Below are 24435 nucleotides of genomic sequence, written 5' to 3' on the forward strand. Positions count from 1 at the left end.
GCTTCCACCCCGGACGTACGACGTACCCGCGGAACCGCTCGGGAAGGATTGTCGATGACAGCGTCTCCGATCGGGCGCGGTCCGATCCTCGTGGTGAGCGCGCATGCCGCCGACTTCGTCTGGCGCGCCGGTGGCGCCATCGCCCTCGGCGCCTCCCGGGGCCAGCCGGTGCACGTGCTCTGCCTCACCTTCGGCGAGAAGGGTGAATCGCAGGGACTGTGGAAGCAGCCCGGCATGACCCTCGACCGGGTCAAGGAGGCCAGACGCGACGAGGCGGGCCGGGCGGCGAAGGTGCTCGGCGCCGACATCGAGTTCCTCGACGCGGGGGACTACCCGCTGCGCGCCACGGACGACCTCTACGACAGCGTCGTCGCGACGATCCGCCGGGTCGACCCGGCCGTGATCCTCACCCATCCGGCGAAGGATCCCTACAACCTCGACCACTCGCTGACCCACGAGATCGTGCTCCGGGCCCGGATGGTGGCCCAGGCGGCCGGACACGACCGGGACACCCGACCGATCGGCGCCCCGAACGTGTTGCAGTTCGAACCGCACCAGCCCGAGCAGTGCGGCTTCGTGCCGAACCTGCTGCTGGACATCACCGCCGTCTTCGACCGCAAGGTCGAGGCTATGCGGATCATGGGGGCCCAGGGGCACCTGGTCGGGTACTACACGGATCTCGGCGTACGGCGCGGGGTGCAGGCGGTCCGCAACGGCGGTAACCGGTCGATCACGCACGCCGAGGCGTACCAGCGGGTCTTCCCGGTGGTCGGGGACGAGCTGCTGTGACGGATCACGTCATCGTCCGGACCGACGCCGCCCCACCGCCCGACGCCGTCGCGCGACTCGCTCGACAGGGCGTCTCGACGGTGCACGAGGCGCAGGGTCGCACCGGCCTGCTCGGACACCTGCTCAGACCGATCTACCCGGGTGCCCGGATCGCCGGTCGGGCGGTCACCGTCTCGGCCCAGCCGGGCGACAACCTGATGATCCACGCGGCCGTCGAGCAGACCCGCCCCGGCGACGTACTCGTGGTCGCCTTCACCTCGCCCAGCACGGACGGTGCCTTCGGTGAACTGCTGGCCACCTCGCTGCGGGCCCGTGGCGTCCTCGGCCTGGTCATCGACGCCGGCTGCCGTGACGTGGCCGCGCTGACCGAACTCGGCTTTCCGGTCTGGTCCCGCGCGGTCTCCGCGCAGGGCACCGTGAAGGCGAGCCCGGGTTCGGTGAACGTCCCGATCGTGCTCGGCGGCGCCTACGTGCGTCCGGCCGACGTGATCGTCGCCGACGACGACGGAGTCGTGGTGGTGCCACGCGAACGGGCCCGGGAGGTCGCCGCCGCCGGGGCCGAGCGCGAGGCCAGGGAGGAGGAGAAGCGCTGGCAGCTCGCGGACGGCGTGCTCGGGCTGGACATGTACGGTCTCCGACCGCTGCTGGACCGGCTGGGCGTCCGGTACGTCGACGCCACCGACCAGGACGACGCCCAGGACGCCGGACAGACGCCCGCCGTCCACCCGCCCGACCCGGACGGCCGGTAGGACCGCCGACCGCCACTTCCCGGCGACCGCCACTTCCGGCCGACGGTGCGATCCCGGCCGACGGTGCGATCCCGGCCGACGGTGCGATCCCGGCCGACGGTGCGACCGGTGGCAGGTCATCGCAGCGAGAGCACCAGTTGCTGCGGGCGATGGTCGGAGACGCCGTTCGTCGGCCGGCCGAAGTGGTACGAGTGCACCCGGACCGCAGCCGAGACGAAGGCCCAGTCCAGCCGCCACAGGCGCGGCCAGCCGGGCGCATCCGACCAGGTCGCCGGATAGCGGGCCGAGGACGCGTAGCTGGCATCCCGGAGCCGGTCGGGGAGCTTCGCCAGGTCGCCCATTGCCGGACTGGTGTTGAGGTCGCCGGCGACCAGCATCGGATGCGGATTGGCCGCCACGTCCCGGGCCAGCGCCCGCCACTGCGGCTCGCGCTGCGCGTGCTGCTGCCGGATCACCCGGTAGAACTCGCCACCCAGCGGACTGTGGTCCGGCACCAGTTGTACCGGCATGTGCAGGTTGTAGACCGACAGTACCCGGCCCGCCCCGAGGTCCAGATCGGTACGCAGCACCTTGTACCGCCACTGCTCACTCGTGCCCCACAGGGCCGGCGGCATGTCCGGGGCATCCAGCGGCAGCCGACGCAGGATCGGATGGCGGGACAGGGTCAGCAACTCGCCGACGACCGCGATGTGGAAGCCCGGGAACTCGGTACGCAGCCGTGTCAGTTCCGCCGCACCCGGTCCGGAGGAGTGTTCGTACCAGTATTCCTGGAGCAGGTAGACGTCGGCGTCGGCGGCCCGGAGCAGTGCGTACAGCTCGTCGGTCTGGCCGCCCTCGTCCCAGTACCCGGTGTTCCAGCTGAAGACCCGGACCGCGTCGGGCGGGGGCGGACCGTCACCGCCGGTGAGACCGCGCAGGTTGAGCCCGGACAGCGGCCCGCCGAGCAGCAGGGCGGCGGCGGCCAGCAGCGCCACCGGTCGGCGCGACCGGCGGCACGGCGCGGCGGCCACGGCCAGCAGCAGCGGTACGCCGAGGAAGGCCGGCGGTGGCACGGCGTCGACCGCGAGCCAGAGCCACCACTGCCCACTGAGCACCAGGTGTGCCACGGTGAAGGCCAGCCAGAGCGCCGCGGCGGCGACGAGCCCGCCGTAGAGCCACCACCGCCAGCCGCGCCGGCCCCTCCGGACCACGCCGGACATCGGCTCCACCTCGGCCGACGGCTCCACCTCGGCCGGCGAGCTGAAGCCGGACCCCGGTGGGTCAACGCTGCCCGGAGTGGCGCTGCCGGGAGTACCGCTGCCCGGAGTGGCGCTGCCGGGAGTGGCGCCGCCCGGAGTGCCGGCGGCCGGCCCTCCGGGCAGTAGCCCGTCGCTGTCGGGGACGGCGACCGTCACGCCGGGCCCCGCAGCGGGCTCGGGTCGACCGGGAACGAGGCGTCGTAGAGCCGACGGAACGTGCCGGAGGCGAGCCACTGCACCGCGCCGGTGGCGACCCCGGCGGTGATGGCGACGTTGACCAGGAAGTGCAGCCCGGCGAAGAAGACCAGGAAGGGTACGCCGTGCCGGCGGCGGACGAAGCCGTACATGCCGGCGTCGCAGGCGAGCGAGGCTGCCAACAGCCCGGCCGGGACGATCAGCCCCCACGGGCCGAGCAGCAGCGGCACCGCCAACGCCGGCAGTACGCCGAACGCGGCCAGGCTGCCCCAGGCCCGGGCGGCGGTCTCGAAGCCCTGCCCGAACCGGCGGGCCCGGGCGTAGAGCGGGATCCGCAGCCGTCCCCGGTGGAACAGCTTGCGCAGCAGCCCACGCAGCTCGTGGTCGTGGTCGTGCCGGCCCCGGACCAGTGAGGTGAGCACCAGCCGGTAGCGGCGGCTCAGCCGGTAGCCGTAGTCGACCTCCTCGGTGTGCCGCAGTCCGGGGTTGAACGGGCCGATCTCCTCGAAGACGGGCCGGCGCAGCACGCAGACGGCCGGGAAGAGGAACGACACGTCACCTTCCGAACTGATCGACCAGTAGTGATATTGCAGGCCACGGTACCGGGCCACCGCCGTGTCGTGCAGCAGCGGCTCGGGGTCCTCGATCCCGCAGACCGCGCCGATCCGCAGGTCGCCGAGGATCAGTCGTACCGCGTTCGCCACCGCGTCCGGCGCGAGCACCAGGTCGGAGTCGACGTAGCAGATCAGCTCGCCGCTGGTGTGTGCGGCGCCGATGTTGCGGGCCCGGCCGCAGCCGCCGTTGCGTCCGGTGCTCACCACCCGTACGCCGAGCGCCTCGGCCACCGCGACGGACTGGTCCGTCGAGCAGTCGTCGACCATCAGGATCTCGATGTTCGGGTAGGTCTGGTCCAGGATCGACCGCAGGCACAGATCCAGCGACTCGGCGTAGTTGTAGTTCGGCACGATCACCGAGACCAGCGGGCCGTCGTCCGGCCGCGCACCGTTCACCGTCATCGGGTGGCCACCTCCGGCCGGTCGTAGAGCCCACGGAACCGGCCCGAGGCGAGCCAGGCGACCACCCCGGAGATCGCGGCGACCGCGATCACCAGGTTCAGGAAGAAGTGCATCGCGATGAAGTAGCCGAGGAAGAGCAGGCCGCGTTCCCGGCGGACGAACCGGTACATCGGCAGGTCGCCGGCGAGGCAGGCGGCGAGCGCGGCGAGCGGCACCGCCAGGAACGCCGGGCCGAAGAGCACGGGCAGCGCGCACGTCAGCACGGTCAGCAGGGCGGCCACGCTGACCCAGGCGCGTGGTCCGCTGCTCAGGCCGCCGGGGAACTCCGGCTTGCGGGCGTACATCGGGATGTGCAGGGCGGTGCGGGTGAAGACCTTGCGGACCAGTACGCCCAGGTCGGCGTCGTGGTCGTGCACGCCGCGCACCCTGGGCGAGAGCCAGATCTGGTACCGCTGGGCGAGCCGCATCCCGTAGTCGGCGTTCTCGGTCTCCCGCAGTCGCGGGTTGAACGGCCCGATCTCGGCGAAGACCCGGGCCGGGATCGCCAGCAGCGCGGTGTAGAGGGTCATGATCCGTCCCTCGTCGGCGATCAGCCAGTAGGACTGCTGGAGGCAGCGGTATTCCTCCAGCAGGCTGTCCCGGACCAGCGGCACCGGATCGTAGTTGCCGCAGATCGCCCCGATCTCCGCATCGGCGGTGAGCAGTTCGACCGCGTTGGCGACCGCGTCCGGCTTGGCGGCGACGTCCGAGTCGACGAAGAAGAGGATCTCGCCGTGCGCGTTCGCCGCACCGAGGTTGCGGGCCGCCGCCGGTCCGGAGTTGCTCGGCGTACGCAGCACGCGTGCCCCGTAGGACTCGGCGACCGCGACCGAGTCGTCAGTGGAGCAGTCGTCGACCACGATCAGTTCCAGGTTCGGATAGCTCTGTGCCCGCAGCGCCCCGAGGCAGAGCCCGAGTGCCCTTGCGTAGTTGTAGTTCGGCACGATGACCGAGACGAGCGGTGTGTTCATAGATCCATCCAGTTCAGCAGGTTGGGATAGCGGGCACCGAGTTCCGCCAGGGTCAGCGTGGTGCCGATCAGGACGGCGCTGGCCACGATCATCCGGTCCCGCAGCAGGGCCCGGATCGGGTCGCCGCCGGACTGCCGGACCAGTACGGCCTGGAGGTAGCGGAACGCGGCGAGCAGGCCGAGCGGCACCACCACGGCGAGGGTGACCGGGCGCCAGGGCCCGAGCGGCGCGTCGGTGTTCAGGTAGAGCAGGAAGGTGGTGCTGGCCAGCGCGGTGTTCAGCCCGAGCAGGTGGTCGGCGAGCAGCACGTTGTAGCCGGCCAGCGCCGGCCGGTGCGCCGAGCCGGCGGCGGCCAGTTCGTGCCGCCGTTTGCCGAGGATCAGCACCAGGCAGCCGGCGAAGACGGCGGTGAGCAGCAGCCCGGACGGGGTCGCCCCGCTGGCGGCGTACCCCTGGAGGACCCGCAGCACGAAGCCGGCGGCGACGACGCAGATGTCCAGCATCGGCAGGTGCTTGAGCCACCGGCTGTAGGCGACGCTGAGGCAGAGGTAGCCGACCAGCGGCCACCACGGCAGGTCGGGACCGACCAGCACCAGGCCCAGCAGCGTCCCGGCGAGCCCGACCGCGAGCAGCCAGGCCAGCGGTACCGGTACCAGGCCGGCGGCGACCGGACGGTTGCGCTTGACCGGGTGGATACGGTCCAGCCGGCGGTCGACGATGTCGTTGACGACGTAGATCGTCGAGGCGGCCACCGTGAAGACCAGCACCGCCCAGCCGGTACGCAGCAGCGCCGTCCCGGTCCACAGTGGGGTGTCGAGCAGCGCCAGCGGTACGGCCAGCAGGTTCTTGACCGCGTGACCGGGTCGGGTCAGAGCGAGCAGGTGCCGGGCGGGCCGGGGGGCCGGGATACCGCGTCCCGGTGCGGCCGGTACGGCGGTCTCGACGACCGTCTCGACGGCGGTCACCCTCGGCTCCGGGCAGAGAAAGACACCTTCGACTCCGATCAGAAGAAGATCTTCGCGAGGGAGAGCACGCCCTGCCGCCACGGGTCCCGGCTGGTCCGGCCGCCCCGGGACGGGCGCGTCAGGTGGCGTTCCGAGCGCCACCACTCGTAGGTGCGCAGGATCGCGTCCTCGTTGGACAGCTTCGGTGCGAAGCCCAGGCGTTCGACGGCCTTGTCGATGCTCACGTAGGAGTCGTACCGGAGCTTGTGCAGCAGCCGCCCGTAGACGGGGGAGAGCCGGCTGCGCTCCAGCAGTTCCAGGGCGAACAGCGCCGGCCGGGCCGGTACCCCGACAACCCGCTTGCCGTGCCCGGCCGCGTCCAGCACCGCCTGGAAGTCCTCGCGCAGGGTACGGAACCGCTCCGCGGCCAGGTTGTAGGTGTCGCTGGCCACCTCGTCGGGTGCGGCCAGCACGGTGAGCACCGCGTCGACCAGGTCGTCGACGGCGAACATCTGGATCCGTACGTCGCCCCGGCCGAGTACCGGAAAGTTCCGGCCCTCCTCGGCCCACTCGAAGAGCATCGCGAAGAGTCCCATCCGGCCCGGCCCGAGAAAGGTCTTCGGCCGCAGGATCGCGACCGGGAGCCCGTCGGCCCGGTACCGCTCGGCGATCTCCTCGGCGGCCACCTTCGCCGCGCTGTACGTGTCGACCGGCTCCCGGGGGTGCTCCTCCGGGGTCGGCACCTGGCGGGGCAGCCCGTACACGGCGGTGGACGAGACGTGCAGGACCCGGTCCACCCCGGCCCTGCGGGCGGCCCGCAGCACGTTCCCGGTGCCGTCCACGATGATCGAGCGGATCTCGGCGGCCGGATAGCTGGGCAGCGCCGCCGCGCAGTGCAGCACCGCGGTCGCGCCGTCGGTGGCCCGCTCCATCACCCGGGGGTCCCGGATGTCGCCGACCACGGTGACGCCGGGATCCGGGCGCAGGTCCACCCCGCACACCCGGTGCCCGTCGGCGGTCAGCCGCTCGACGAGCCGGGAGCCGAGCATGCCGGCCGCCCCGGTCACGGTGATCACCACAGCGTCGACCCCACCTTCTGCGCGACGAACCGGGTGACCAGTTTGGTGAGGCCCTGCTCCAGTACCTCGCCGAGCGCGTCGGTGGCCCGCTGCACGTCGGCCGGGTCGGTGACCAGGGAGGGGCCGAGGATCAGCGGGTTGCGGCCGTTGAGGGTGTAGTAGGTGAAGATGTCGTGGTCCCGGTAGAGCGCCTGGATCACCGCGCAGGTGACCAGCTTCGCCTTGAATCTCGGGTCCCGGGCCATCCCGGCGGGGGCGAGCCTGGCCACCAGGTCGAGGATCTTCGGGCCGCCGTCGATCTGTACGCCCCAGAGCGCGCCCGCCCCGGCCACCCGGCCCACCGCGTCCGGGAACTCCTTGGCCAGCCGGTTCAGCGCCGGTTCCAGTACCCGTTCCAGCTCGCGGGCCCGGGCCGGGTAGTCGTCCTCCACCACGATGTTGATCGCCTCCAGCGCGGTGACGCACTCCTCGCCCATGCCGTAGTAGGTGGTGCTGGTGCTCTGCAGTAGCGCGTCGGTGAGGTTGTCGTACGCCTTCCGGAACACCCTTTCCCGCGCCACGAATGCAGAAATCGATGACTTTCCACCGCCGAATGACTTGGATGTGGTAAGGACGTCCGGGACCAGCCCCGGATACCGCATGAAGTAGAAGAGGCTGCCGGTCTTACCCCAACCGGTGTAGATCTCGTCGAAGATGAGCACGATGTCGTGCCGGTCGCACAGCTCACGAATGCCGCGGAGGAAGTCCTCGTCGCACCAAGTCACGGTGGAGGCGCTGAACGGCTCGACGATGAGAGCGTAGACATCGCCCGGATGTGCCTCGACCGCCTCCCGGACGGAGTCCAGATTCCCATAGGTAAATGGAACTATGCCGGGAATGGTGGGAAAACCGAACGAGGGTTGTCCGGTCAGCCCACCCGAACCCAGCAGCTTTCCGTGGAACCCGCAGTCGGCGCGCAGGATCGTGGCGCGCCGGCCGCCGTGGTACTTGTACGCCAGCTTCACCGCCCCCTCGACCGCCTCGGCACCCGAGTTGGGCAGGAACGACATCCGCAGGTCACCGGGGAGGAGTTGGGCCAGGTTGTGCCCGAGCGCCGCCAGGTACGGCGAGAAGTACGTCTTGTGCACCTCCATCCGCCGCTGGGCCGCGAACCGTTGCCGGGCGGCCAGGATGCGCGGATGGTTGTGACCGTGGTTGAGTACGCCCACGCCTCCGGTGAGGTCGAGGACGCGGCGACCGTCGCGGAGTACCAGGTGTGCGCCTTCGGCGTGGTCGACCAATTCCCGGCCGAACCCGAACGAGGTCATCAGGCTGACCTGGCTCGCGTTGACGTAACGACGATAGAGGTCGTGCACCTCGCGAACGGTGAGTCGATCGCAATCGGACAGGCTGACCAGATTGGGCATGTCGTGACGCTATCGATTGGTACGGGATCTTCTCTGGATCGGTGCTGGACGCAACCTTGACTACGTAAGGCAACGCTTGCCAGTCGACAACCGACTGGATAGCTTGGTCGCGACGGAGTAGATCTCGTAATGTCAATGTCCCTGATGGTTGTCCCGCAATCCCGCTGAGGTGGGTGAACATGTCGCCGACGGTGTCGGTCATCATCCCCGTACACAACGGCTCGAAGACTCTCCGCGCCTGCCTGGCGGCCGTCTACGCGCAACGGCACCCGGTCACCGAGGTCATCGTCGTCGACGACGCCAGCACCGACGACACCCGGGAGATCGCCGCCGAGTTCCCGTGCCGGCTGCTGGTCACCGACCGCAACGCCGGGCCGGCGGCCGCCCGTAACCGGGGCATCCGGGCCAGCACGGGCGAGCTGCTCTTCTTCGTCGACTCCGACTGCGCCCCCGAGCCCGACGCGCTGGCCAACGCGCTGGCGATCCTCACCGCCGAGCCCGACGTCGCCTGCGTACACGGCATCTACGCGCTCCGGCCGCTGCACGACGACGGCCCGGTCGAGGCGTACCGGCTGCTGCACGGCCACTACTGGCGGCTGCGCCACGTCGGCCGGGTCCGCACCACGCTCTTCGCGGTCTGCCTGATCCGCCGGACGGTCTTCGACGATGTCGGCGGATTCGACGAGCGGCTGCGCGCCTCCGAGGACGTCGAGATCGGCGACCGGATGGGCGACCGCTACGGGATCGTGCTGACCGACACCGTGGTCTGCCGGCACGACGACGACAGCCACCTCGGCCGGCTGCTGCGCAAGCAGTTCGGCCGCTCCCAGCTCCTCGTCCCGGTCGCCCGGGCCGAGCGAGGACCGGCCGGGATCCGCGCCAACACCCCGGCCGGACTGCTCAGCGCCGCCCTGGTGCCGCTGACCCTGCCGCTCGGCCTCTACGCCCCGGTGCTGCTGGCGGTCCCACTCTTCCTGCTGGCGCTCTTCGTCGCCGCCGACCCGGGACTGCTGCGCTTCGTGCTGCGTCGGCGCGGCCTCGGCTTCGCGGTCTTCTTCTACACGGTGCACCTGCTCGTCCAGTTGGCCGTCGTCGCCGGTGCCGTCGTCGGAGGGCTGCGGCACCTGGTGGACCGGGACTTCGGCCCGGCCCGGGTGGCCGCCGCGAAATCGTCCCGATGAGCGGGCCGATCGGCGGTCGGGCCCGGCTCCCGGAGACCGGCGTCGACGAGGTCCGGGTGCGGGTGGAGCGGCTGGACCTGGACGCGGCGCGCCTCCGGCGGAACCCCGGTCCGGACGAGGCGGGGCGGCGATGACCGCGGAGCCGGGCACCGGGCGGATCTCCTGGCCGTACCTGTCGGCCCAGGCGTTGCACTACCTGTTGTTCGCGCTCCGGGCACAGCAGTTCCGGTGCCGCCGGCCGATGCTCGGCGACGGGCGCCGGCCGGTCTTCGGGGTGGCCGGGCACAGCGTGGCACTCACCGTCGACGACGGGCCGCATCCCGAGTGGACGCCCCGGATCCTGGACCTGCTCGACCGGCACCGGGTCCGGGCCACCTTCTTCCTGATCGGTGCCCGTGTCGCCGAACACCCCGGGCTGGCCCGCCGGATCCGCGACGCCGGACACCTGGTCGGCAACCACTCGATGACGCATCCGCAGCCGTTCGCCGCGCTGCCCGCGCCGCGGCTGCGTACCGAGATCGTGGCGGCGCAGCGGCAGATCGAGGATGCCGTCGGGGCCGCGCCCCGACTGTTCCGGGCGCCGGGCGGCAACTGGTCGTCGACGGTAATACGGACCACCGCCGACCTCGGCCTGGTGCCGGTGGACTGGACGGTCAACCCGAGCGACTGGCGCAGCCCGGGGGTGGACCGGATCGTCCGGCGGCTGTCCCGGAGCCGGCCCGGACACGTCCTGCTCTGTCACGACGGCGGCGGCGACCGGTCGCAGACCGTGGCGGCCCTGGAAACCGTACTTCCCCGGTTGCTCGACCGGGGACTGCGGTTCGTCGTACCCGGTGCCGACCGGTAGTGACGACGTGCCGTTCTGCGTACGACGACGCCGGGCAGTGTCGCCCGGCCGTGCGGGGGGAAGCAGCGATGCCTCTCTAGGGGGAAGTGAAGATGTCGGAAGACGACCTGAAGATCCTGCTGCTCGGCCCGATCCGGGCCGAGCGGGGCGGTACCAACCTCTACCTGGGGACTCCCCGGCAGCGGGAGGTGCTCGCCGTGCTGGCACTGCGCTGCGGGATGGTGATGTCGGTGCCGCAGATCGTCGACGCGATCTGGAACGGGCGCCGGCCCGATTCCGTGGAGAACATGGTGCACACCTACATCGGCCGGCTGCGCCGGGTGCTGGAGCATCCCGGCCGGCCGCCGGCACTGGCCCGGGTACTCCGGTCCACCCGTCCGGGATACACCCTCGACGTCCCGGCGGTCGCCGTCGACGTCACCCGGTTCGAGCACGACGTCAGGGTGGCCCGGGCGGCCCGGGCCCAGGGCGAGCTGTCCCGGGCGCTCGACTGTTTCCAGCAGGCGCTGTCCCGCTGGTCCGGCCTGGCGCTCCAGGAGGCGACGGGGCCGCTGGCCGAGGCGGAACGGATCCGCCTCACCGAACTGCGTCAGGACGCGGTGGAGGAGGCCACCGGGGTACGGCTGCTCCTCGGCGACGTGGAGAACCTCGTCTCCGAGCTGCGCTGCATGCTCGCGGAACAGCCGATGCGGGAGCGGCTCTGGGAACTGCTGCTGGTGGTCCTCGGCCAGACGTCGCGGCGGGCCGAGGCGCTGACCGCCTTCGAGGACGCCCGGATCACCCTGGCCGACCGGCTCGGGGTGGAGCCGGGGCACCGGCTCCAGGACCTGCACCGCCGGCTGCTGCGCAGCGAGCCCGTCACCGTGCGGCCGTGGTGGGAGCGGCGGGTCCCGGTCTGATCCCGGTGACCGACTCGGTGTCGCCCGACCGGGAGTTGCCCGACCGGGCGTGACCCGGCCCGGCGTGACCCGGCTCGATGGCCGGCTCGGCGGAATCCAACCCGGCGGATCCGCCGCGCCCGGGGCCATCGGCCCGCTCGATCCCCTCCTGACCGGTCAGCACGAAGAAAGCACCGGCAGGACCGTCCCCGAGGCGCGCGGGGACCTCCTCGGCGACCGAGAGGCCGCAGGCCCGGACGATCCGGGCGAACTCCTCGGCCGGGGTCTCGTCGTAGATCTGCACGACGATCCGGCCCCGGGGCGTCAGCATCGCGGGCAACCGGCGCAGCAGGTCGGCGGCCTCGGTCTCGGTCAGGTAGTAGACGACCTCACGGAGCAGGATCGCGTCGTACCGGTGCGCGGTGTCGAAGGTGCGGATGTCGGCCACCTCGAACGTGGTGTCCGGCCGGTCCAGCGCCCGGGCCGCCTCGATCGCCCGGGAACTGAGGTCGACGCCGTGGTAGTGCCGGTATCGACCCGGCGCCAGCGGCAGGTTGGCACTGGTACCGCAGCCCAGGTCGAGGATCGCGGGCCGGGGCGCCCAGCTCTCGATCAGCGACAGCGGCAGGTCCCCGTCGGACATGTCGTCGAGATAGCGCCAGAACCCCAGGGCGTACTGGACGTTCCACCACGCCCTGTTGATCCTGGGATGGGATCGGATCAGTACCCGTACCGGAACTCGGATCAGCCGTGCCACCGCACGGACCAACGCATTCGACATGGTGTCACCGACATTCTCGACGTGGAAGACATTCTCGACGTGGACGGGATCCCGGCGGTCTCCGGGAACGACGCTCTCGATCTGGTTGACCGGACGACCGGCCGGAACGGGGATCCGGGTCAGCCGGTCAGCGCGGGGTCGGCACCGCCGCGCGGGCCGAGCCGGCGCCGGTGGACGTACTGGGCGAGCAGCAGCCCGCCCGCGCCGACCGCGACCTCGCTGAGTGCGCAGACCAGCCGGCTGGTCAGCACCACCGGGGCGGCCACCGAGACCGGCATCACCGTCGACAGCCCCACCATCAGCACCGCCTCCCGGACGCCGAGCCCGTCCGGGACGACCATCACCAGCAACCCGGCCACGGTCGCGGCGGCGAAACCGGCCACACAGACCAGATAGGAGCGCAGCGGCGGGGCGCCGGCGGTCACCGCCAGCAGCCAGAGGTGGTGCCCGGAGACCACCCAGGACAGCGACTGGGTGGTGATCGCCCGCCGGACGCCGGCCCGGGACGCGCTCACCTGCGGCGGTGGCCGGCGCAGCAGTCGTGCCGTGGCGGCGAGCCCCCGGTTGAGCAGGTCCGGGCGGACGAAGAGCGCCACCAGCGGCAGTACGGCGAGCAGCATCCACCCGGTCGCCCGGTCCAGTACCGCCGGCCCGGCCGCGAGGCCCACGGTCATCCCGGTCAGCGCCACCACCACCCAGCTGAGGCCGAAGACACCCGCGAGCCGCACCGCACCGACGTTGATCTCCTTACCCATCCGGAGCAGTACCGGCAGCGCGACGAACCGGCCCGGGACGAACTTGGCGAGGAACCCGACGAAGAAGAGCCGGGCGGCGGTCCACCGGTCCACCGCCGCACCGAGGTCGACGAAGAGCGCCTGCCAGGAGTGGTACCCGAGCAACAGCCCGACCGAGTTGACCAGCAGCGCACCGCCGAGTACCAGTCCGACCTGGACCGGGTCGAGCCGCTGCGCCAGCGCGCGGACCGGTGTCCAGTCCTGGTCCCGCAGGAAGAGCACCAGCCCGGCCGTCAGGGCCAGCACGAAGACCACGACCAGCAGCTGGTTGACCCGCCGCCACCAGCCGGGCCGCCGCCCGACCGCCCGCCGCACCGCCTCGACCGCCGCACCCAGCCCAGCCGGGCCGGGCGGGTCAGCCAGCTCGGTCGAGCCGGTTGGTCCGGCCGAGCCGGTCGGGCCGGGCGGGCGGGTCACCGGGTCGACTCCGGGGCCAGCGGGGCGACCCGGCCGGGTCGGGGACGCCGGAGCAGGGCCCGGCCCAGCCCGAGTGCCAGCCCGGTGAACTCGGTCAGGTGGGTCAGGAACCGCATCCCGGTGGAGAAGATCAGGAAGCCCGGCCCGCGCTGCCGGAGCGCGAACCCGAGCAGCGCCCGGTCCGCGCCGAGGAAGGCCGCCAGCCCGGCCAGCGGCACCGGCAGCAGCCACGGCGACCAGACGGCCAGCGGCAGCCCGACCACCGCGAGGGCGCTGCCCAGCAACCCGACCACCGAGCCGAGGTCGATCCGGTGCGGTGCCCGTCGCTCGGCTGGCTCCACATCGGACTTCGCCGGCCCGGGCGCCCAGCGCGCCGCGACGACCGCTCCGGCGTACGTGCGGGCTCGGCGGAAGTGTTCCGACAGGTACGGCCCCAGCCGGTCCACGTCGTCGTGCCGGCCCACCACGCGGTCACTGGTGCGGATCTCGTACGACGCCGGCAGGCGGGTGCCGAACTCGACGTCCTCGGCGTCACGCAGCCGTTCGTCGAAGCCGCCGACCAGCTCGAACACCGCCCGGGGGACGGCGGTGAGCGCGAACATGGTGATCGCGGTGACCCCGACGTCGCGGCGGCGCCAGAAGTGCTCGAAGAGCGTCTTGTAGGACTCCACCGGCCCGTCCGCGAAGAGCGGCGTCAGGTCGTAGATCCCCTGCACCACGCCGCAGTTCGGATGCGCCCGCAGTTCCGCCACCGCCCCGGCCAGCGCGTCGGGCGCCAGTGCGATGTCCGAGTCGACGAAGAACAGCAGGTCACCACCGGCTCGGGCGGCACCGGCGTTCCTGGCCGCCGAGACGCCCCGGTTCACCGGAAACGCCAGTACGGCGCAGGGGAACTCGGCCGCGATCTGCCGCGACCGGTCGGTACTCGCGTCGTCGACGACGATCACCTCGGCCGCCGGGCGGGTCTGCGCGTAGACCGCCGCGAGACAGGCGCGGAGAGTTTTTTCCTTGTTGTAGTTCGGGACGATGACCGACACCCGCGCGAATTGCGGGTCGACGGTCTGGTCGAGTGAAGACAATGTGCCTGGTCACCCCCTTTTTCCCGGCGGGCCGGTAAACGGTAGCAACCGGCGTACCGCATTTTCTGGAGCCGGCCTGGATTACCCAGTGCGACGGTGGCGGCGGCGCGGTCCCTACGATGACAGGCCCGACTACTACAACCTCGAGGTGGAGATGAGCTATCAGGTGGAGCCGGTGGCCCGGGTGATCGGCGGCCGGGCCGAGGCGTTCGAGGACGAGTGGCGGGACGTGCGGTCCGTGATCCGGATCGCCGAACACCTGCCCGCCGACGCGGCGCTCGGGCTGGCCGACTTCTCCCACCTCGAGGTGGTGTTCCTGTTCGACCGGGTCGACGCCGACCGGGTGAGTCCGGCGGCCCGGCATCCGCGCGGCGACAACCGGTTCCCGGTGGTCGGCATCTTCGCCTCGCGGGGTCCGAACCGCCCCAACCGGCTCGCCGTCTCGCGCTGCCGGCTGCTCCGGGTCGACGGCCGGGACCTGCACGTGGCCGACCTGGACGCCCTCGACGGTACCCCGGTGCTGGACGTCAAGCCGTACCTGCGGGAGTTCGCCCCGCGCACCCCGGTGACCCAGCCGGGCTGGGCGGAGGAGCTGATGCGGAACTACTACTGAGGACGGTGCGGTGCTCCGGCCGGCCCCGCCGGAGCACCGGGATGGTCAGAGCGGCGGTCAGAGCGGTGGCCACGCGTTGGCCAGCAGTTGCCGGAAGTGCGGCGGGAACCACTCGCCGACCTGCGGGGCGTTCTGCATGGCACCACTGGTCACCGTGGGGAAGAGGTGCGGGCGGTACGTCGGGTCGCACATCGGCTCGTACGGCCGGTTCGCTCCGAGCACGTCACTGGCCCCGTCGGACTCGCCCGGCGGCTTGATCCAGGCGTACGCGTCGATGCCGGCCTCCGGCGCCGCGACCGGCCGCTCGCCGAGTCCGGCGCCGACCTGGTTGCACCAGTTGCCGAGATAGCCGCGCCGGTCGGTCCGGCCCGCTTCGACGTACTCCTCGGCGCTGGTCGACGGTCCCGGTCCGGTGGGCCGGTCCGGTCCGCCCCAGCCGTTGCGGGAGGTGTCGACCAGCATGCCGACCCGGGTGGAGAAGCCGACGGCGACCAGGTGTTGGCGCAGTTGCCGGGCGTACGGCAGTTCGTCGACGTACGCGTTGCCGGCGATCCAGGGCGTGTCCCGTACCGGCTGGCCGTTCACCACGTCGTCGGCGTCGAGGTAGGGCTCGCGCAGTACCGAGTAGTTGGCGACGTTGACGGTGAAGCCGTGCACGGCCGCCGGGGTGCTGCCGGCGGCGGTGGCCGCCTGGCGGAGCAGCGCCGCCGTCGCGGCCCCGTCGTTCGACCAGCCGAGCTGGCCGTGGTGGCTGGCGTCGAGGTAGGGGTAGACGTTGGGCACGGTGGCCAGCCGGGCGAGCGCGTAGCCGACGCCGGCGAGGTAGACGCCGTCGGCCTTGGCCCGGTCGCAGCCGGCGGTCGCGGCGGGACGCGGCGAGGTGTGGGTGACCAGGTTCGGCAGCGAGTTCGGCTCCACGACGGTGACGATCCGCAACCCCGCGTAGCTCGGGTCGGCGAGGATCGCGACGATCGGGTCGACGAACTCGGTCCGGTACCGGTCGAGCTCGACGATGGCCAGCTCGCCGTAGCTGACCCGACGGTTGCAGTCCCGGCCGGGCAGGTTGTAGAGGGTCAACTGCACCAGGTCGGCGCCCTGCGCCAGCGCCGAGGTCAGGTGGGCGCGCAGCCCCATCCGGCCGGGTGTGCCGGCGATGGCGGCGATCCGGTCCAGCCACACCCCGGTCGGCTGGTCGGCGACGGCCGCCCCGCCGGGTTCGGCGCGGGCCCGGGCGGACCACTCCGGGTCCACGTACGCCGTCGCGCCGAGGTAGGGGTTGTCCACCGGGGTCGGCGCGACGTCGGCGGCCGGGGCGGGGGAGGCGGGCGCTCCGGCCAGCAGCAGCGCCAGCGTGGTCAGCACGGTCAGGGCCCGACGGGGTCGGGCCGACGCGGGTACGGGTAGCGGCAGCGTCATGGGTTCCCTCACCCCGCGAGATCGAGTCGTCCGACGGCAGTCAATTGATGATTGTGAATTGATAATACTATCCGGTCCGCCTGGTCGGCGGGGCGCCGCGGTCGTCCGGTCAATTGCCCGGAGCGGGGTGTACGGAGGACGGTCGGGCAGCCGGTGAGTCCAGCCCGGACGGTCGGCAGCGGCGCCCCTCGATCGGCTCCGGTACGCGCACGGAAAGCGCCGGAGGACAATCCGAGCGTACGACGAACCGGCGGGCGTACCCCGGAATGATTGGGGCCGACAACCGGCGGACCTCATCCTGTGGTGGCGACGATGACGAGTCGGTGGGAAAGCACCCGACCGCCCCGCGCCGCCGCGGTGGCCTGCCGCCGTTCACCGCCGCGCTCTCCATCGCGGAGTTCGCCCGGGCACTGCGCAACCTGCTCCGCACCTGAGCCTGAGCCCGGCCGGAGGGCGGGACGGGAGTCAGCCCGGGGTGTGGCCGACCGCGTACCGGAACGCGTTGTCGAGACGGTAGCCGCCGTCCGGCCGCCGGAACGGGCGGGCCGCGTCCCGCACCGTCGGCGCGGTGGCGGCGATCGTCTCCGGATCCTCGCCCAGCAGTACGCCGCGCACCAGCGCGTCCTCGTCGGGCGCGTACCAGGGGACCGCGACCAGCCCCGCCGCCACCACGTCGAGCCCACCGTCGGCGAGCAGCCGTTCGAGACCACCGGGCTCCCGCAGCTCGCCGTCGGGCAGCGGCTCCTCGCCGGCAGCGTACGCGACCGCCTGCTCGACCGTGTCCAGGTCGTTGTGCCGTCCCTCCGCCCAGTTGGCGATCGCGACCAGACCACCGGGGCGGGTGACCCGGACGAACTCGGCCAGCGCGTCCAGGGTGTCGTCGGCGAACTGCACCGCGTTGACCGAGGTCACCAGGTCGAACGTCCGGTCCGGCCAGGGCAGCCGCTCGGCGTCGCCGATCCGCAGGTCGGCGGCGGGCACCCGGGACCGGGCCAGCGCCAGCATCCCGGGCGCCGGGTCGATCCCGGCGGTCGTCGCGCCGAGCCGGTCGAGATAGCCGAGCAGGTCGCCACCGCCACAGCCGACGTCGAGTACCCGGGAACCCGGGCCGATCCCGCCAGCCGCCACGACGATCCGCCAGACCGGCTCGGCGAAGCCACCCCACAGCTCGGTCCAGCCCGCCGCGACCGCCGACCAGCGGTCCGGGTCCGCCCCGTCCACCTGCCCCTCCTCCGATGACGGTCCGCCGGCCCGTCGACATCGCGACCGGCCCGGTTGACATCGCGACCGGCCCTGCCGCCGGTCGCGGCCGTCCGGCGACTCAGCCTTCGCGCTGGTCGCGGCCGACCTCGCGGTCCCGGCGTACCGTCGCCTTGCGGCCCTTGATGGTGCTCTGCCGGAGCCGGGCGATCACCTCGTTCGCCGCCGACCTTGGCACCTCGACCAGCGAGAACCGGTCGGCGATCTCGATCGAGCCGATCTCCCGGCCGCTGACCGCCGTCTCCCCGGTGATCGCCCCGACCAAATCCTGCGGGCGGATCCCGGCCCGCCGGCCGACCCCGATGAAGAGGCAGGCCATGTCGCCGGAGCGGGGCCGGCCAGCGCGCCGGTCGTCCCGGCCGCCGTCCCGGCCGCCGTCGCGCCGGGCCCGGCCGTCCCGGTCGGTCCGGAACGCCACCTGCGGGATGTCCTCCTCCTCGTCGACCGGGCCGCCGGCCGACTCGTGCGCCAGCTTCACCGCCGCCAGCGCCACCTCCATCACGTCGAACTCGTCGGTGAGGGTCTCCACGATCACCCGGAACGGGTCGAGGTCGTCCTCCAGCAGGCTCTCGTGCAGCGCCGCCCGGGTCATCTCCAGCCGCCGGGTCCGCAGGTCGGCCACGCTCGGAATCTTGTCGATCGAGATCCGCTGCCCGGTGGTCCGCTCGATGGTCTTGAGCATCCGGTGTTCGCGCGGCTCGGCCAGGGTGATCGCCACCCCCTGCCGGCCGGCCCGGCCGACCCGGCCGATCCGGTGCACGTAGGACTCCGGGGCCGACGGCACGTCGTAGTTGACCACGTGGGTGAGCTGCTCGATGTCCAGCCCCCGGGCGGCCACGTCGGTCGCCACCAGCAGGTCGGCGGTCCCGGCCCGGAGCCGGCCCATCACCCGGTCCCGCTGCTCCTGGGTCATCCCGCCGTGCAGCGCCTCGGCCCGGTAGCCGCGGCCGTTCATCGTCTCGGTGAGCCGGTCGACCTCCTCCCGGCTGCGGCAGAAGACGATCGCCGCGGTCGGCGCCTCGACGTCGAGTACCCGGCCGAGCGCGGCCGGCTTGTGCGCCCGGGCCACCACGTACGCGGTCTGTCGGACCAGCGGGGCGGTGCCGGTGGGTGCGGGCTGCCGGCCGATCTCGATCCGGGCCGGGTCCCGCAGGTACTGCCGGGCCATCCCGTCGATCCGGGCCGGCATGGTGGCGGAGAAGAGTACGGTCTGCCGCTGCTCCGGTACGTGTTGCAGGATCGCCTCGATGTCCTCGGCGAATCCCATGTCGAGCATCTCGTCCGCCTCGTCCAGCACCACCGTGGCGAGGCCGTCCAGCCGCAGGGTGTCCCGGGCGATGTGGTCCAGCGCCCGCCCCGGGGTGGCCACCACCACGTCGACCCCGCCGTCCAGTGCCCGCAGTTGCCGGGCGATCGGCTGGCCCCCGTAGATCGGCAGCACCCGTACGCCGAGGTCGCGGCCGTACCGGTGGGTCGCCTCGGAGACCTGCACCGCCAGCTCGCGGGTGGGTACCAGGATCAGCGCCACCGGCGCCCTGGAGCTTCGGTCAGCCGGCAGCCGGTGCAGCAGCGGCAGCGCGAACGCGGCCGTCTTGCCGGTCCCGGTGGCGGCCTGGCCGAGCAGGTCCCGGCCGGCCAGCAGGGGCGGGATGGCGGCCCGCTGGATGGCGGTCGGCTCCTCGTAGCCGAGCGTGCCGAGCGCGTCCAGGAGTTCGGTCCGCAGCCCGAGGTCGGCGAAGGTGCCGGAGCCGTCGTCGGAGTCGTTCGGGCTGGTGCTGACCGGCGGAGCGGGTGGTGCGCTGTCGGAACTCATACCGTCAGCTTTTCACCACGCCGAACCGGGCGCTGCGGCGACCGGCGGATCCCGGCCGGGCACGGCCCGCCGGCCGGTGGCCGGTCAGCGCATCGACCGGCTCCGGGGCCAGCCGTCCAGCGTCGGGAACTGGCGCAGGTACCGCTCGCAGGCGGCGGCGAAGTCGTCGTCCGGCGGCGGGGCCAGCCGGGTCGCGGCGACGAACCGGCGCGGGGCGGTCGGCCCGGGCCGGAGCATCCGGATCTGCTCGTCGACGAACTCGCCACCGGTCAGTTCGGCGCCGGTCAGCGCCAGGGCGGTGGCCAGCACGACGCCGACGCAGGTGCGATAGGGGCTGAACACCGCCTCCACTCCGCCGCCGGCCTCGGGCAGGTGGTCGATGACGGTCAGCCACACCCCGTCGCCACTGGCCGGGACGTCAATCTCGTAGTGCGCCGTGCCGGGGCTGGTGGCGGACTCGGCCGGGATCGGGTCTCCGATGCTGGTACCGGCCAACTCGGCCGGGTCGAGGCGCCGCCCGGGATCGACCCGCTGCCCCTGGACGTACCGCCGGTCCGCGACGAGGTCCAGTTCGGGCGCGGGTACCGGGCCGAGCAATTCGGTCAGGGTGCGCCGGGTGCCGGCCAGCAGGGCGGCGAGGGTGGTGGGTCGGGCGAGTGTGGCGGCCAGGTCGACGGACATTTTGGAACGGTAGCGGGCGCCCGCGACGGGACCGGCCCGGCCGGGGGAGTGCCGAGCGGTGCGGGACGGGCTACTGTCCGCATCGTGGATGCGGACAGGGTCCGGCTCGCCCTGCCCGGCGCGGCCGTGGTGGTGACCGGGGCGGGTTCCGGCATCGGCGCCGCGCTGGCCACCCGGTTCGCCGCCGAGGGTGCCCGGGTGCTGGTCAACGACGTCGACGCCGACGCCGCCCGGGCGGTCGCGGCCCGGACCGGCGGTGAGGTCTTCCCCGCCGACATGGCCGACCCGGCCGCGGTTGCCGCGCTGGTCCGGTATGCCCGGGAGCGGTTCGGCGGGATCGACCTGTTCTGCGCCAACGCCGGGGTGCCCGGCACCGGCGGGCTGGACGCCACCGACGAGACCTGGGAGCACGCCTGGCGGGTCAACACCATGTCCCCGGTGTACGCCGCCCGGGAGCTGCTGCCCGACTGGCTGGCGGCCGGACGCGGCCGGCTCCTGGTCACCGCCTCGGCCGCCGGTCTGCTCACCCTGCTCGGCGCCGCCCCCTACTCGGTCACCAAGCACGCGGCGGTGGCGTTCGTCGAGTGGCTGCGGGCGAGTTACGCCCACCGGGGCGTGGTCGTGCAGGCGCTCTGCCCGCAGGGGGTCCGCACGCCGATGCTGGAGCAGGGCGAGGGCCCGGGTGCCGCCCTGCTCGCGGCCGGGGCGGTCACCCCGGAGCAGGTCGCCGAGCTGGTGGTGGCAGCGTTGGCCGACGACCGGTTCCTGGTGCTGCCGCATCCGGAGGTGGCGACGTACTACGCCCGACGGGCGACGGATCCGGAGCGCTGGCTGCACGGGATGAACCGGGTGCAGCGCGACCTCGAACGGTCGGCGGCGGAAGGCGACGTCGACGGGGGGAGCGGGGCCGGGCCCCGGCGACCGGGCGGGTGGGACCGACGGTCCGGGTGAATCCGGGAACCCGCTGACCCGGGCCAGTCGTACCGCACCGGTCCGGCTGAAACCACACAAACGGGTATCAGTGTCGGTTTGTTTCCGGTAGTGCCGGGCCGAGCCGGTCGGTGCTTGGTCGACAGGTTTCCTCGCAACCGCCGAGCAGCCAGGTGGATTGTCCTGGATCGAGCCTTGTTGCGTCAGCGAGATGACCAAACCGTTACGGCAACATGTTGACGTCCCACAGGAACGGGCGTAAACAGAAGAGAAGCAAAAACGATCGGGCGGGAGATCCAACAGATGTACGCCGAGGAACGTCAGCAGGAGATCCTGCGTCTGGCCCGCGAGGCGGGTCGGGTCGACGTGATGGCGCTGGCCGAGGGCATGAACGTGACCGCGGAGACGATCCGCCGGGACCTGACCGTGCTGGAGCGGGCCGGCGTGCTCCGTCGGGTACACGGCGGGGCGATCCCGGTCGAGCGGATCGGGTTCGAGCCCGCCCTCGCCGCCCGGGACGCCGTACTCATCACCGAGAAGGAACGGATCGCCAAGGCGGCCCTGGCCGAGCTGCCCGACGAGGGCGCGGTGATCCTCGACGCCGGCACCACCACCGCCCGGCTGGCCCAGCTCCTCCCCTCGGACCGCGAGCTGACCGTGGTGGTCAACTCGCCGGTGCTCGCCTCCGCGCTCGGGCTGAAGCCCAACCTGACGGTGCTGCTCCTCGGCGGCCGACTGCGCGGCAAGACACTGGCCACGGTGGACGACTGGGCCCTGCGCCCGCTCGCCGAACTCTATGTCGACGTCGCCTTCATGGGCACCAACGGCTGCTCGGTCGAGCGCGGGATGACCACACCTGATCCCGCCGAGGCGGCGGTGAAGCGGGCGATGATCGGAGCCGCCCGCCGGGTCGTACTGCTGGCCGACCACACCAAGATCGGCAACGACTACCTGGCCCGGTTCGGCACCCTGGCCGACCTCGACCTGCTGATCACCGACAACGGGGTGGACGAGGAACTGGCCGACGACGTCGAGGCGGCCGGCGTACGGGTGGTGCGGGCATGATCCTCACCGTCACGCTCAACCCCAGCCTGGACCGGGCGATGGAGGTCGACCTGCTGGTCCGGGGCGAGGTGATCCGGGCCGCCTCCGCACACCTCGACCCGGGCGGCAAGGGCGTGAACGTCTCCCGGGCGCTGCTGGCCAACGGGGTGCCGTCCCGGGCGGTGCTGCCGGTCGGTGGCGAGGAGGGCAGCCAGCTCGTCCGACTGCTCGAGGGTGAGGGCGTCGAGCTGCTGGTGGTGCCGATCGCCGGCCGTACCCGGTCGAACATCACCCTCGCCGAGCCGGACGGCACGGTAACCAAGATCAATGAGTCCGGCCCGGTCCTGACCGGGCCCGAGTTCGCCGAAGTCACCAGCGCGGTCCTCGCCGCGTCCGGCTCGGCCGACTGGGTGGTCGCCTGCGGCAGTGTGCCGCCGGGACTGCCGGTGACCGCCTTCGGCGACCTCTGCGCCCGGCTGGTCGACGCCGGCGTGCGGCTGGCGGTCGACACCAGCGGGCCGGCGCTGCGGGCCGCCGCCGAGGCCGGCGTGGCGTTGGTCAAGCCGAACCGGGAGGAGTTGGCCGAGGCGGTCGGTGCCCCGCTGCGCTCCCTCGGCGACGTGGTCGACGCCGCCGCGCGGCTGCGGAGCTGGGGTGCCGGCGCGGTACTGGCCAGCCTCGGCGCCGACGGCGCGGTGCTGGTCGACGCCGCCGGCGTGCTCACCGGCGAGTCGCCGGTGGCGCGCCCGAAGAGCACGGTCGGGGCCGGCGACGCGCTGCTGGCCGGGTTCCTGGCCGCCGGCGCAGCCGGCCCGGACGCCCTCGCCGAAGGGCTCGCCTGGGGCGCCGCTGCGGTCAGCCTGCCCGGCAGCCGGATGCCCGGCCCCGGCGACCTGCTCCGGAACACCGTCCGACTCCACCCCCGGCCGGACCTGGTCCGGCCCCTCCTGCCGCAGGGGTGAGCCGGTCATGCCAGCAACACGACGACAACGTCCCGGACGTCGGCCGACCCCCGGAACCGACGGCATGACATTCGAACCCGGCCGCGTTCGGTAACGCCGGCCAACCTCTGCGAAGGAGTCCCCCCTCATGGCCGTGTCGTACACCCCGGAGGTCCAGGGCAGCGGCTTCAAAGCCCGGGTCCAGCGGATCGGCGGTCACCTGGCCGGAATGGTCATGCCCAACATCGGGGCGTTCATCGCCTGGGGCCTGATCACGGCACTCTTCATCCCGACCGGCTGGCTGCCCAACGAGGACCTGGCCAAACTGGTCGACCCGATGATCTTCAGCCTGCTGCCGATCCTGATCGGCTACACCGGCGGCCGGATCGTGCACGGCCAGCGCGGCGCCGTGGTCGGCGCGGTGGCCACGGTCGGCATGATCGTCGGTGCGGACATCCCGATGTTCCTCGGCGCGATGATCATCGGACCGGCCGCCGCCTACCTGATCAAACTCTTCGACCGGCTGGTCGAGGACCGGATCCGGCCCGGCTTCGAGATGCTGGTCGACAACTTCTCCGCCGGCATCGTCGGCGGCGCCATGGCGCTGTTCGGCGTCTGGCTGGCCGGCCCGGTGGTGGGCCGGCTCAGCGACTGGGCCGGCAGCGGGGTGGACTGGCTGATCGGGCAGAACCTGCTGCCGGTCGCGTCCGTACTGGTGGAGCCGGCCAAGGTGCTCTTCCTGAACAACGCGATCAACCACGGCGTACTCTCGCCGCTGGCGGTGGCGCAGGCGCAGGAGACCGGCAAGTCGATCCTGTTCATGATCGAGTCGAACCCCGGCCCGGGGCTCGGCCTGCTGCTCGCCTTCTTCCTCTTCGGGCCGCGCTCGCTGCGCCCGAGCGTGCCGGCCGCCGGCATCATCCACTTCCTCGGCGGCATCCACGAGATCTACTTCCCGTACGTGCTGATGAAGCCGCGCCTGATCCTCGCCACCATCGCCGGTGGCGCGGCCGGGGTCGGCACCTTCATGGTTACCGGCGCCGGACTGGTCGCCACCCCCTCGCCCGGCAGCATCTTCGCCTACGCGGCGGTCACCCCCCGGGGCGGCTGGTTCGGCATGGTGCTCGGCGTGCTGATCGCCACCGCCGTCTCCTTCGTGGTCGCCTCGGCGCTGCTCGGCTTCGGCAGGCTCAACGGCGAGCCGAAGGCCGACGAGGTCACCGACGGCGGGACCGGCGACCCGGCGACGGCGCAACCCGCCACCGAGGCCCGGGACCGCGAGACCAGCCCGGCCGTGGCCCGCTCGGCCACCGCCGAGAGCTGACCCGACCACC

The 24435-nt window shown here is 72.5% G+C and carries 24 protein-coding genes; 11 read left to right on the forward strand and 13 right to left on the reverse strand.

The window, feature by feature from the left end; all coding sequences use genetic code 11:
- Positions 1–54 precede the first annotated feature (54 nt).
- Entirely contained in the window at positions 55–789 is a 735-nt protein-coding gene (locus V1634_RS15035; protein ID WP_331208432.1) for a PIG-L deacetylase family protein, read from the forward strand.
- Positions 786–1538 carry a 4-carboxy-4-hydroxy-2-oxoadipate aldolase/oxaloacetate decarboxylase gene (locus V1634_RS15040; RefSeq protein ID WP_331208433.1) on the forward strand — a complete coding sequence of 251 codons (753 nt, stop codon included), beginning with the start codon at positions 786–788 and terminating at the stop codon, positions 1536–1538. Before V1634_RS15035 ends, V1634_RS15040 begins: the two co-directional genes overlap by 4 nt.
- 116 nt (positions 1539–1654) lie before the next feature.
- Here V1634_RS15040 and V1634_RS15045 read toward each other — a convergent pair whose 3' ends face one another.
- The 6 genes from V1634_RS15045 to V1634_RS15070 are packed head-to-tail and all read right to left on the reverse strand — an operon-like array spanning position 1655 to position 8327.
- Complete coding sequence (locus tag V1634_RS15045; RefSeq protein ID WP_331208434.1) at positions 1655–2932, reverse strand: endonuclease/exonuclease/phosphatase family protein; 1278 nt, start codon at positions 2930–2932, stop codon at positions 1655–1657.
- The gene (locus tag V1634_RS15050) at positions 2929–3987 is read right to left on the reverse strand and encodes a glycosyltransferase family 2 protein (RefSeq protein ID WP_331208435.1); all 1059 of its coding nucleotides are present in this window, start codon (positions 3985–3987) and stop codon (positions 2929–2931) included. Before V1634_RS15050 ends, V1634_RS15045 begins: the two co-directional genes overlap by 4 nt.
- Positions 3984–4997 (reverse strand): glycosyltransferase family 2 protein, encoded by a 1014-nt coding sequence (locus V1634_RS15055; protein ID WP_331208436.1) that lies wholly within the window; start codon positions 4995–4997, stop codon positions 3984–3986. The genes V1634_RS15050 and V1634_RS15055 overlap by 4 nt, the downstream gene beginning before the upstream one ends.
- A complete protein-coding gene (locus V1634_RS15060; RefSeq protein WP_331208437.1) occupies positions 4994–5962 on the reverse strand; it encodes a UbiA prenyltransferase family protein in 969 nt (322 codons plus the stop codon). The genes V1634_RS15055 and V1634_RS15060 overlap by 4 nt, the downstream gene beginning before the upstream one ends.
- A gap of 38 nt (positions 5963–6000) precedes the next feature.
- Entirely contained in the window at positions 6001–7020 is a 1020-nt protein-coding gene (locus V1634_RS15065) for an NAD-dependent epimerase/dehydratase family protein (RefSeq protein WP_331208438.1), read from the reverse strand.
- Positions 7014–8327 (reverse strand): aspartate aminotransferase family protein, encoded by a 1314-nt coding sequence (locus V1634_RS15070; protein WP_331208611.1) that lies wholly within the window; start codon positions 8325–8327, stop codon positions 7014–7016. Before V1634_RS15070 ends, V1634_RS15065 begins: the two co-directional genes overlap by 7 nt.
- A 278-nt stretch (positions 8328–8605) precedes the next feature.
- Between V1634_RS15070 and V1634_RS15075 the strand changes: the two genes are divergently transcribed.
- From V1634_RS15075 to V1634_RS15090, 4 genes are all read left to right on the forward strand, one after another.
- A complete protein-coding gene (locus V1634_RS15075; protein ID WP_331208439.1) occupies positions 8606–9607 on the forward strand; it encodes a glycosyltransferase in 1002 nt (333 codons plus the stop codon).
- Positions 9604–9741 (forward strand): hypothetical protein, encoded by a 138-nt coding sequence (locus V1634_RS15080; RefSeq protein WP_331208440.1) that lies wholly within the window; start codon positions 9604–9606, stop codon positions 9739–9741. The genes V1634_RS15075 and V1634_RS15080 overlap by 4 nt, the downstream gene beginning before the upstream one ends.
- Positions 9738–10454, forward strand: coding sequence for a polysaccharide deacetylase family protein (locus V1634_RS15085; RefSeq protein ID WP_331208441.1), 717 nt, complete (start codon positions 9738–9740; stop codon positions 10452–10454). The genes V1634_RS15080 and V1634_RS15085 overlap by 4 nt, the downstream gene beginning before the upstream one ends.
- Before the next feature lie 92 nt (positions 10455–10546).
- Entirely contained in the window at positions 10547–11353 is an 807-nt protein-coding gene (locus V1634_RS15090) for an AfsR/SARP family transcriptional regulator (RefSeq protein WP_159079197.1), read from the forward strand.
- Here V1634_RS15090 and V1634_RS15095 read toward each other — a convergent pair.
- The 3 genes from V1634_RS15095 to V1634_RS15105 all read right to left on the reverse strand — a co-directional run bounded on the left by V1634_RS15095 (position 11313) and on the right by V1634_RS15105 (position 14361).
- Complete coding sequence (locus V1634_RS15095) at positions 11313–12113, reverse strand: class I SAM-dependent methyltransferase (RefSeq protein ID WP_331208442.1); 801 nt, start codon at positions 12111–12113, stop codon at positions 11313–11315. The genes V1634_RS15090 and V1634_RS15095 overlap by 41 nt on opposite strands.
- A gap of 119 nt (positions 12114–12232) precedes the next feature.
- Positions 12233–13324 carry a lysylphosphatidylglycerol synthase domain-containing protein gene (locus V1634_RS15100; protein ID WP_331208443.1) on the reverse strand — a complete coding sequence of 364 codons (1092 nt, stop codon included), beginning with the start codon at positions 13322–13324 and terminating at the stop codon, positions 12233–12235.
- Positions 13321–14361: a glycosyltransferase family 2 protein gene (locus V1634_RS15105; protein ID WP_331208444.1), complete on the reverse strand. Its 1041-nt coding sequence runs from the start codon at positions 14359–14361 to the stop codon at positions 13321–13323. The genes V1634_RS15100 and V1634_RS15105 overlap by 4 nt, the downstream gene beginning before the upstream one ends.
- A gap of 196 nt (positions 14362–14557) precedes the next feature.
- Here V1634_RS15105 and V1634_RS15110 point away from each other — a divergent pair, with 196 nt between their 5' ends.
- On the forward strand, positions 14558–15016 hold the full coding sequence (locus V1634_RS15110; protein WP_331208445.1) for an SAM-dependent methyltransferase: 459 nt from the start codon (positions 14558–14560) through the stop codon (positions 15014–15016).
- 57 nt (positions 15017–15073) lie between these two features.
- On the opposite strand, the gene V1634_RS15115 is transcribed toward V1634_RS15110, so the two are convergent.
- From V1634_RS15115 to V1634_RS15130, 4 genes are all read right to left on the reverse strand, one after another.
- On the reverse strand, positions 15074–16432 hold the full coding sequence (locus V1634_RS15115; RefSeq protein ID WP_331208446.1) for a glycoside hydrolase family 6 protein: 1359 nt from the start codon (positions 16430–16432) through the stop codon (positions 15074–15076).
- Between the two features lie 465 nt (positions 16433–16897).
- A complete protein-coding gene (locus tag V1634_RS15120; RefSeq protein ID WP_331208447.1) occupies positions 16898–17653 on the reverse strand; it encodes a class I SAM-dependent methyltransferase in 756 nt (251 codons plus the stop codon).
- Positions 17654–17753: 100 nt separating this feature from the next.
- Complete coding sequence (locus V1634_RS15125) at positions 17754–19505, reverse strand: DEAD/DEAH box helicase (RefSeq protein WP_331208448.1); 1752 nt, start codon at positions 19503–19505, stop codon at positions 17754–17756.
- 84 nt (positions 19506–19589) lie between these two features.
- Complete coding sequence (locus V1634_RS15130) at positions 19590–20186, reverse strand: hypothetical protein (RefSeq protein ID WP_331208449.1); 597 nt, start codon at positions 20184–20186, stop codon at positions 19590–19592.
- Between the two features lie 84 nt (positions 20187–20270).
- On the opposite strand from V1634_RS15130, the gene V1634_RS15135 reads away from it, so the two are divergent.
- From V1634_RS15135 to V1634_RS15150, 4 genes are all read left to right on the forward strand, one after another.
- Positions 20271–21137: an SDR family NAD(P)-dependent oxidoreductase gene (locus tag V1634_RS15135; RefSeq protein WP_331208450.1), complete on the forward strand. Its 867-nt coding sequence runs from the start codon at positions 20271–20273 to the stop codon at positions 21135–21137.
- A 282-nt stretch (positions 21138–21419) separates the two neighbouring features.
- Complete coding sequence (locus V1634_RS15140) at positions 21420–22181, forward strand: DeoR/GlpR family DNA-binding transcription regulator (protein WP_107256138.1); 762 nt, start codon at positions 21420–21422, stop codon at positions 22179–22181.
- Positions 22178–23122 (forward strand): 1-phosphofructokinase, encoded by a 945-nt coding sequence (pfkB, locus tag V1634_RS15145; protein ID WP_331208451.1) that lies wholly within the window; start codon positions 22178–22180, stop codon positions 23120–23122. Before V1634_RS15140 ends, pfkB begins: the two co-directional genes overlap by 4 nt.
- Before the next feature lie 127 nt (positions 23123–23249).
- Entirely contained in the window at positions 23250–24425 is a 1176-nt protein-coding gene (locus V1634_RS15150; protein WP_331208452.1) for a PTS mannitol transporter subunit IICB, read from the forward strand.
- The last annotated feature ends 10 nt before the right edge of the window (positions 24426–24435 follow it).

Source organism: Plantactinospora veratri, from assembly GCF_036421995.1.
GTDB classification, from domain to species: domain Bacteria; phylum Actinomycetota; class Actinomycetes; order Mycobacteriales; family Micromonosporaceae; genus Plantactinospora; species Plantactinospora veratri.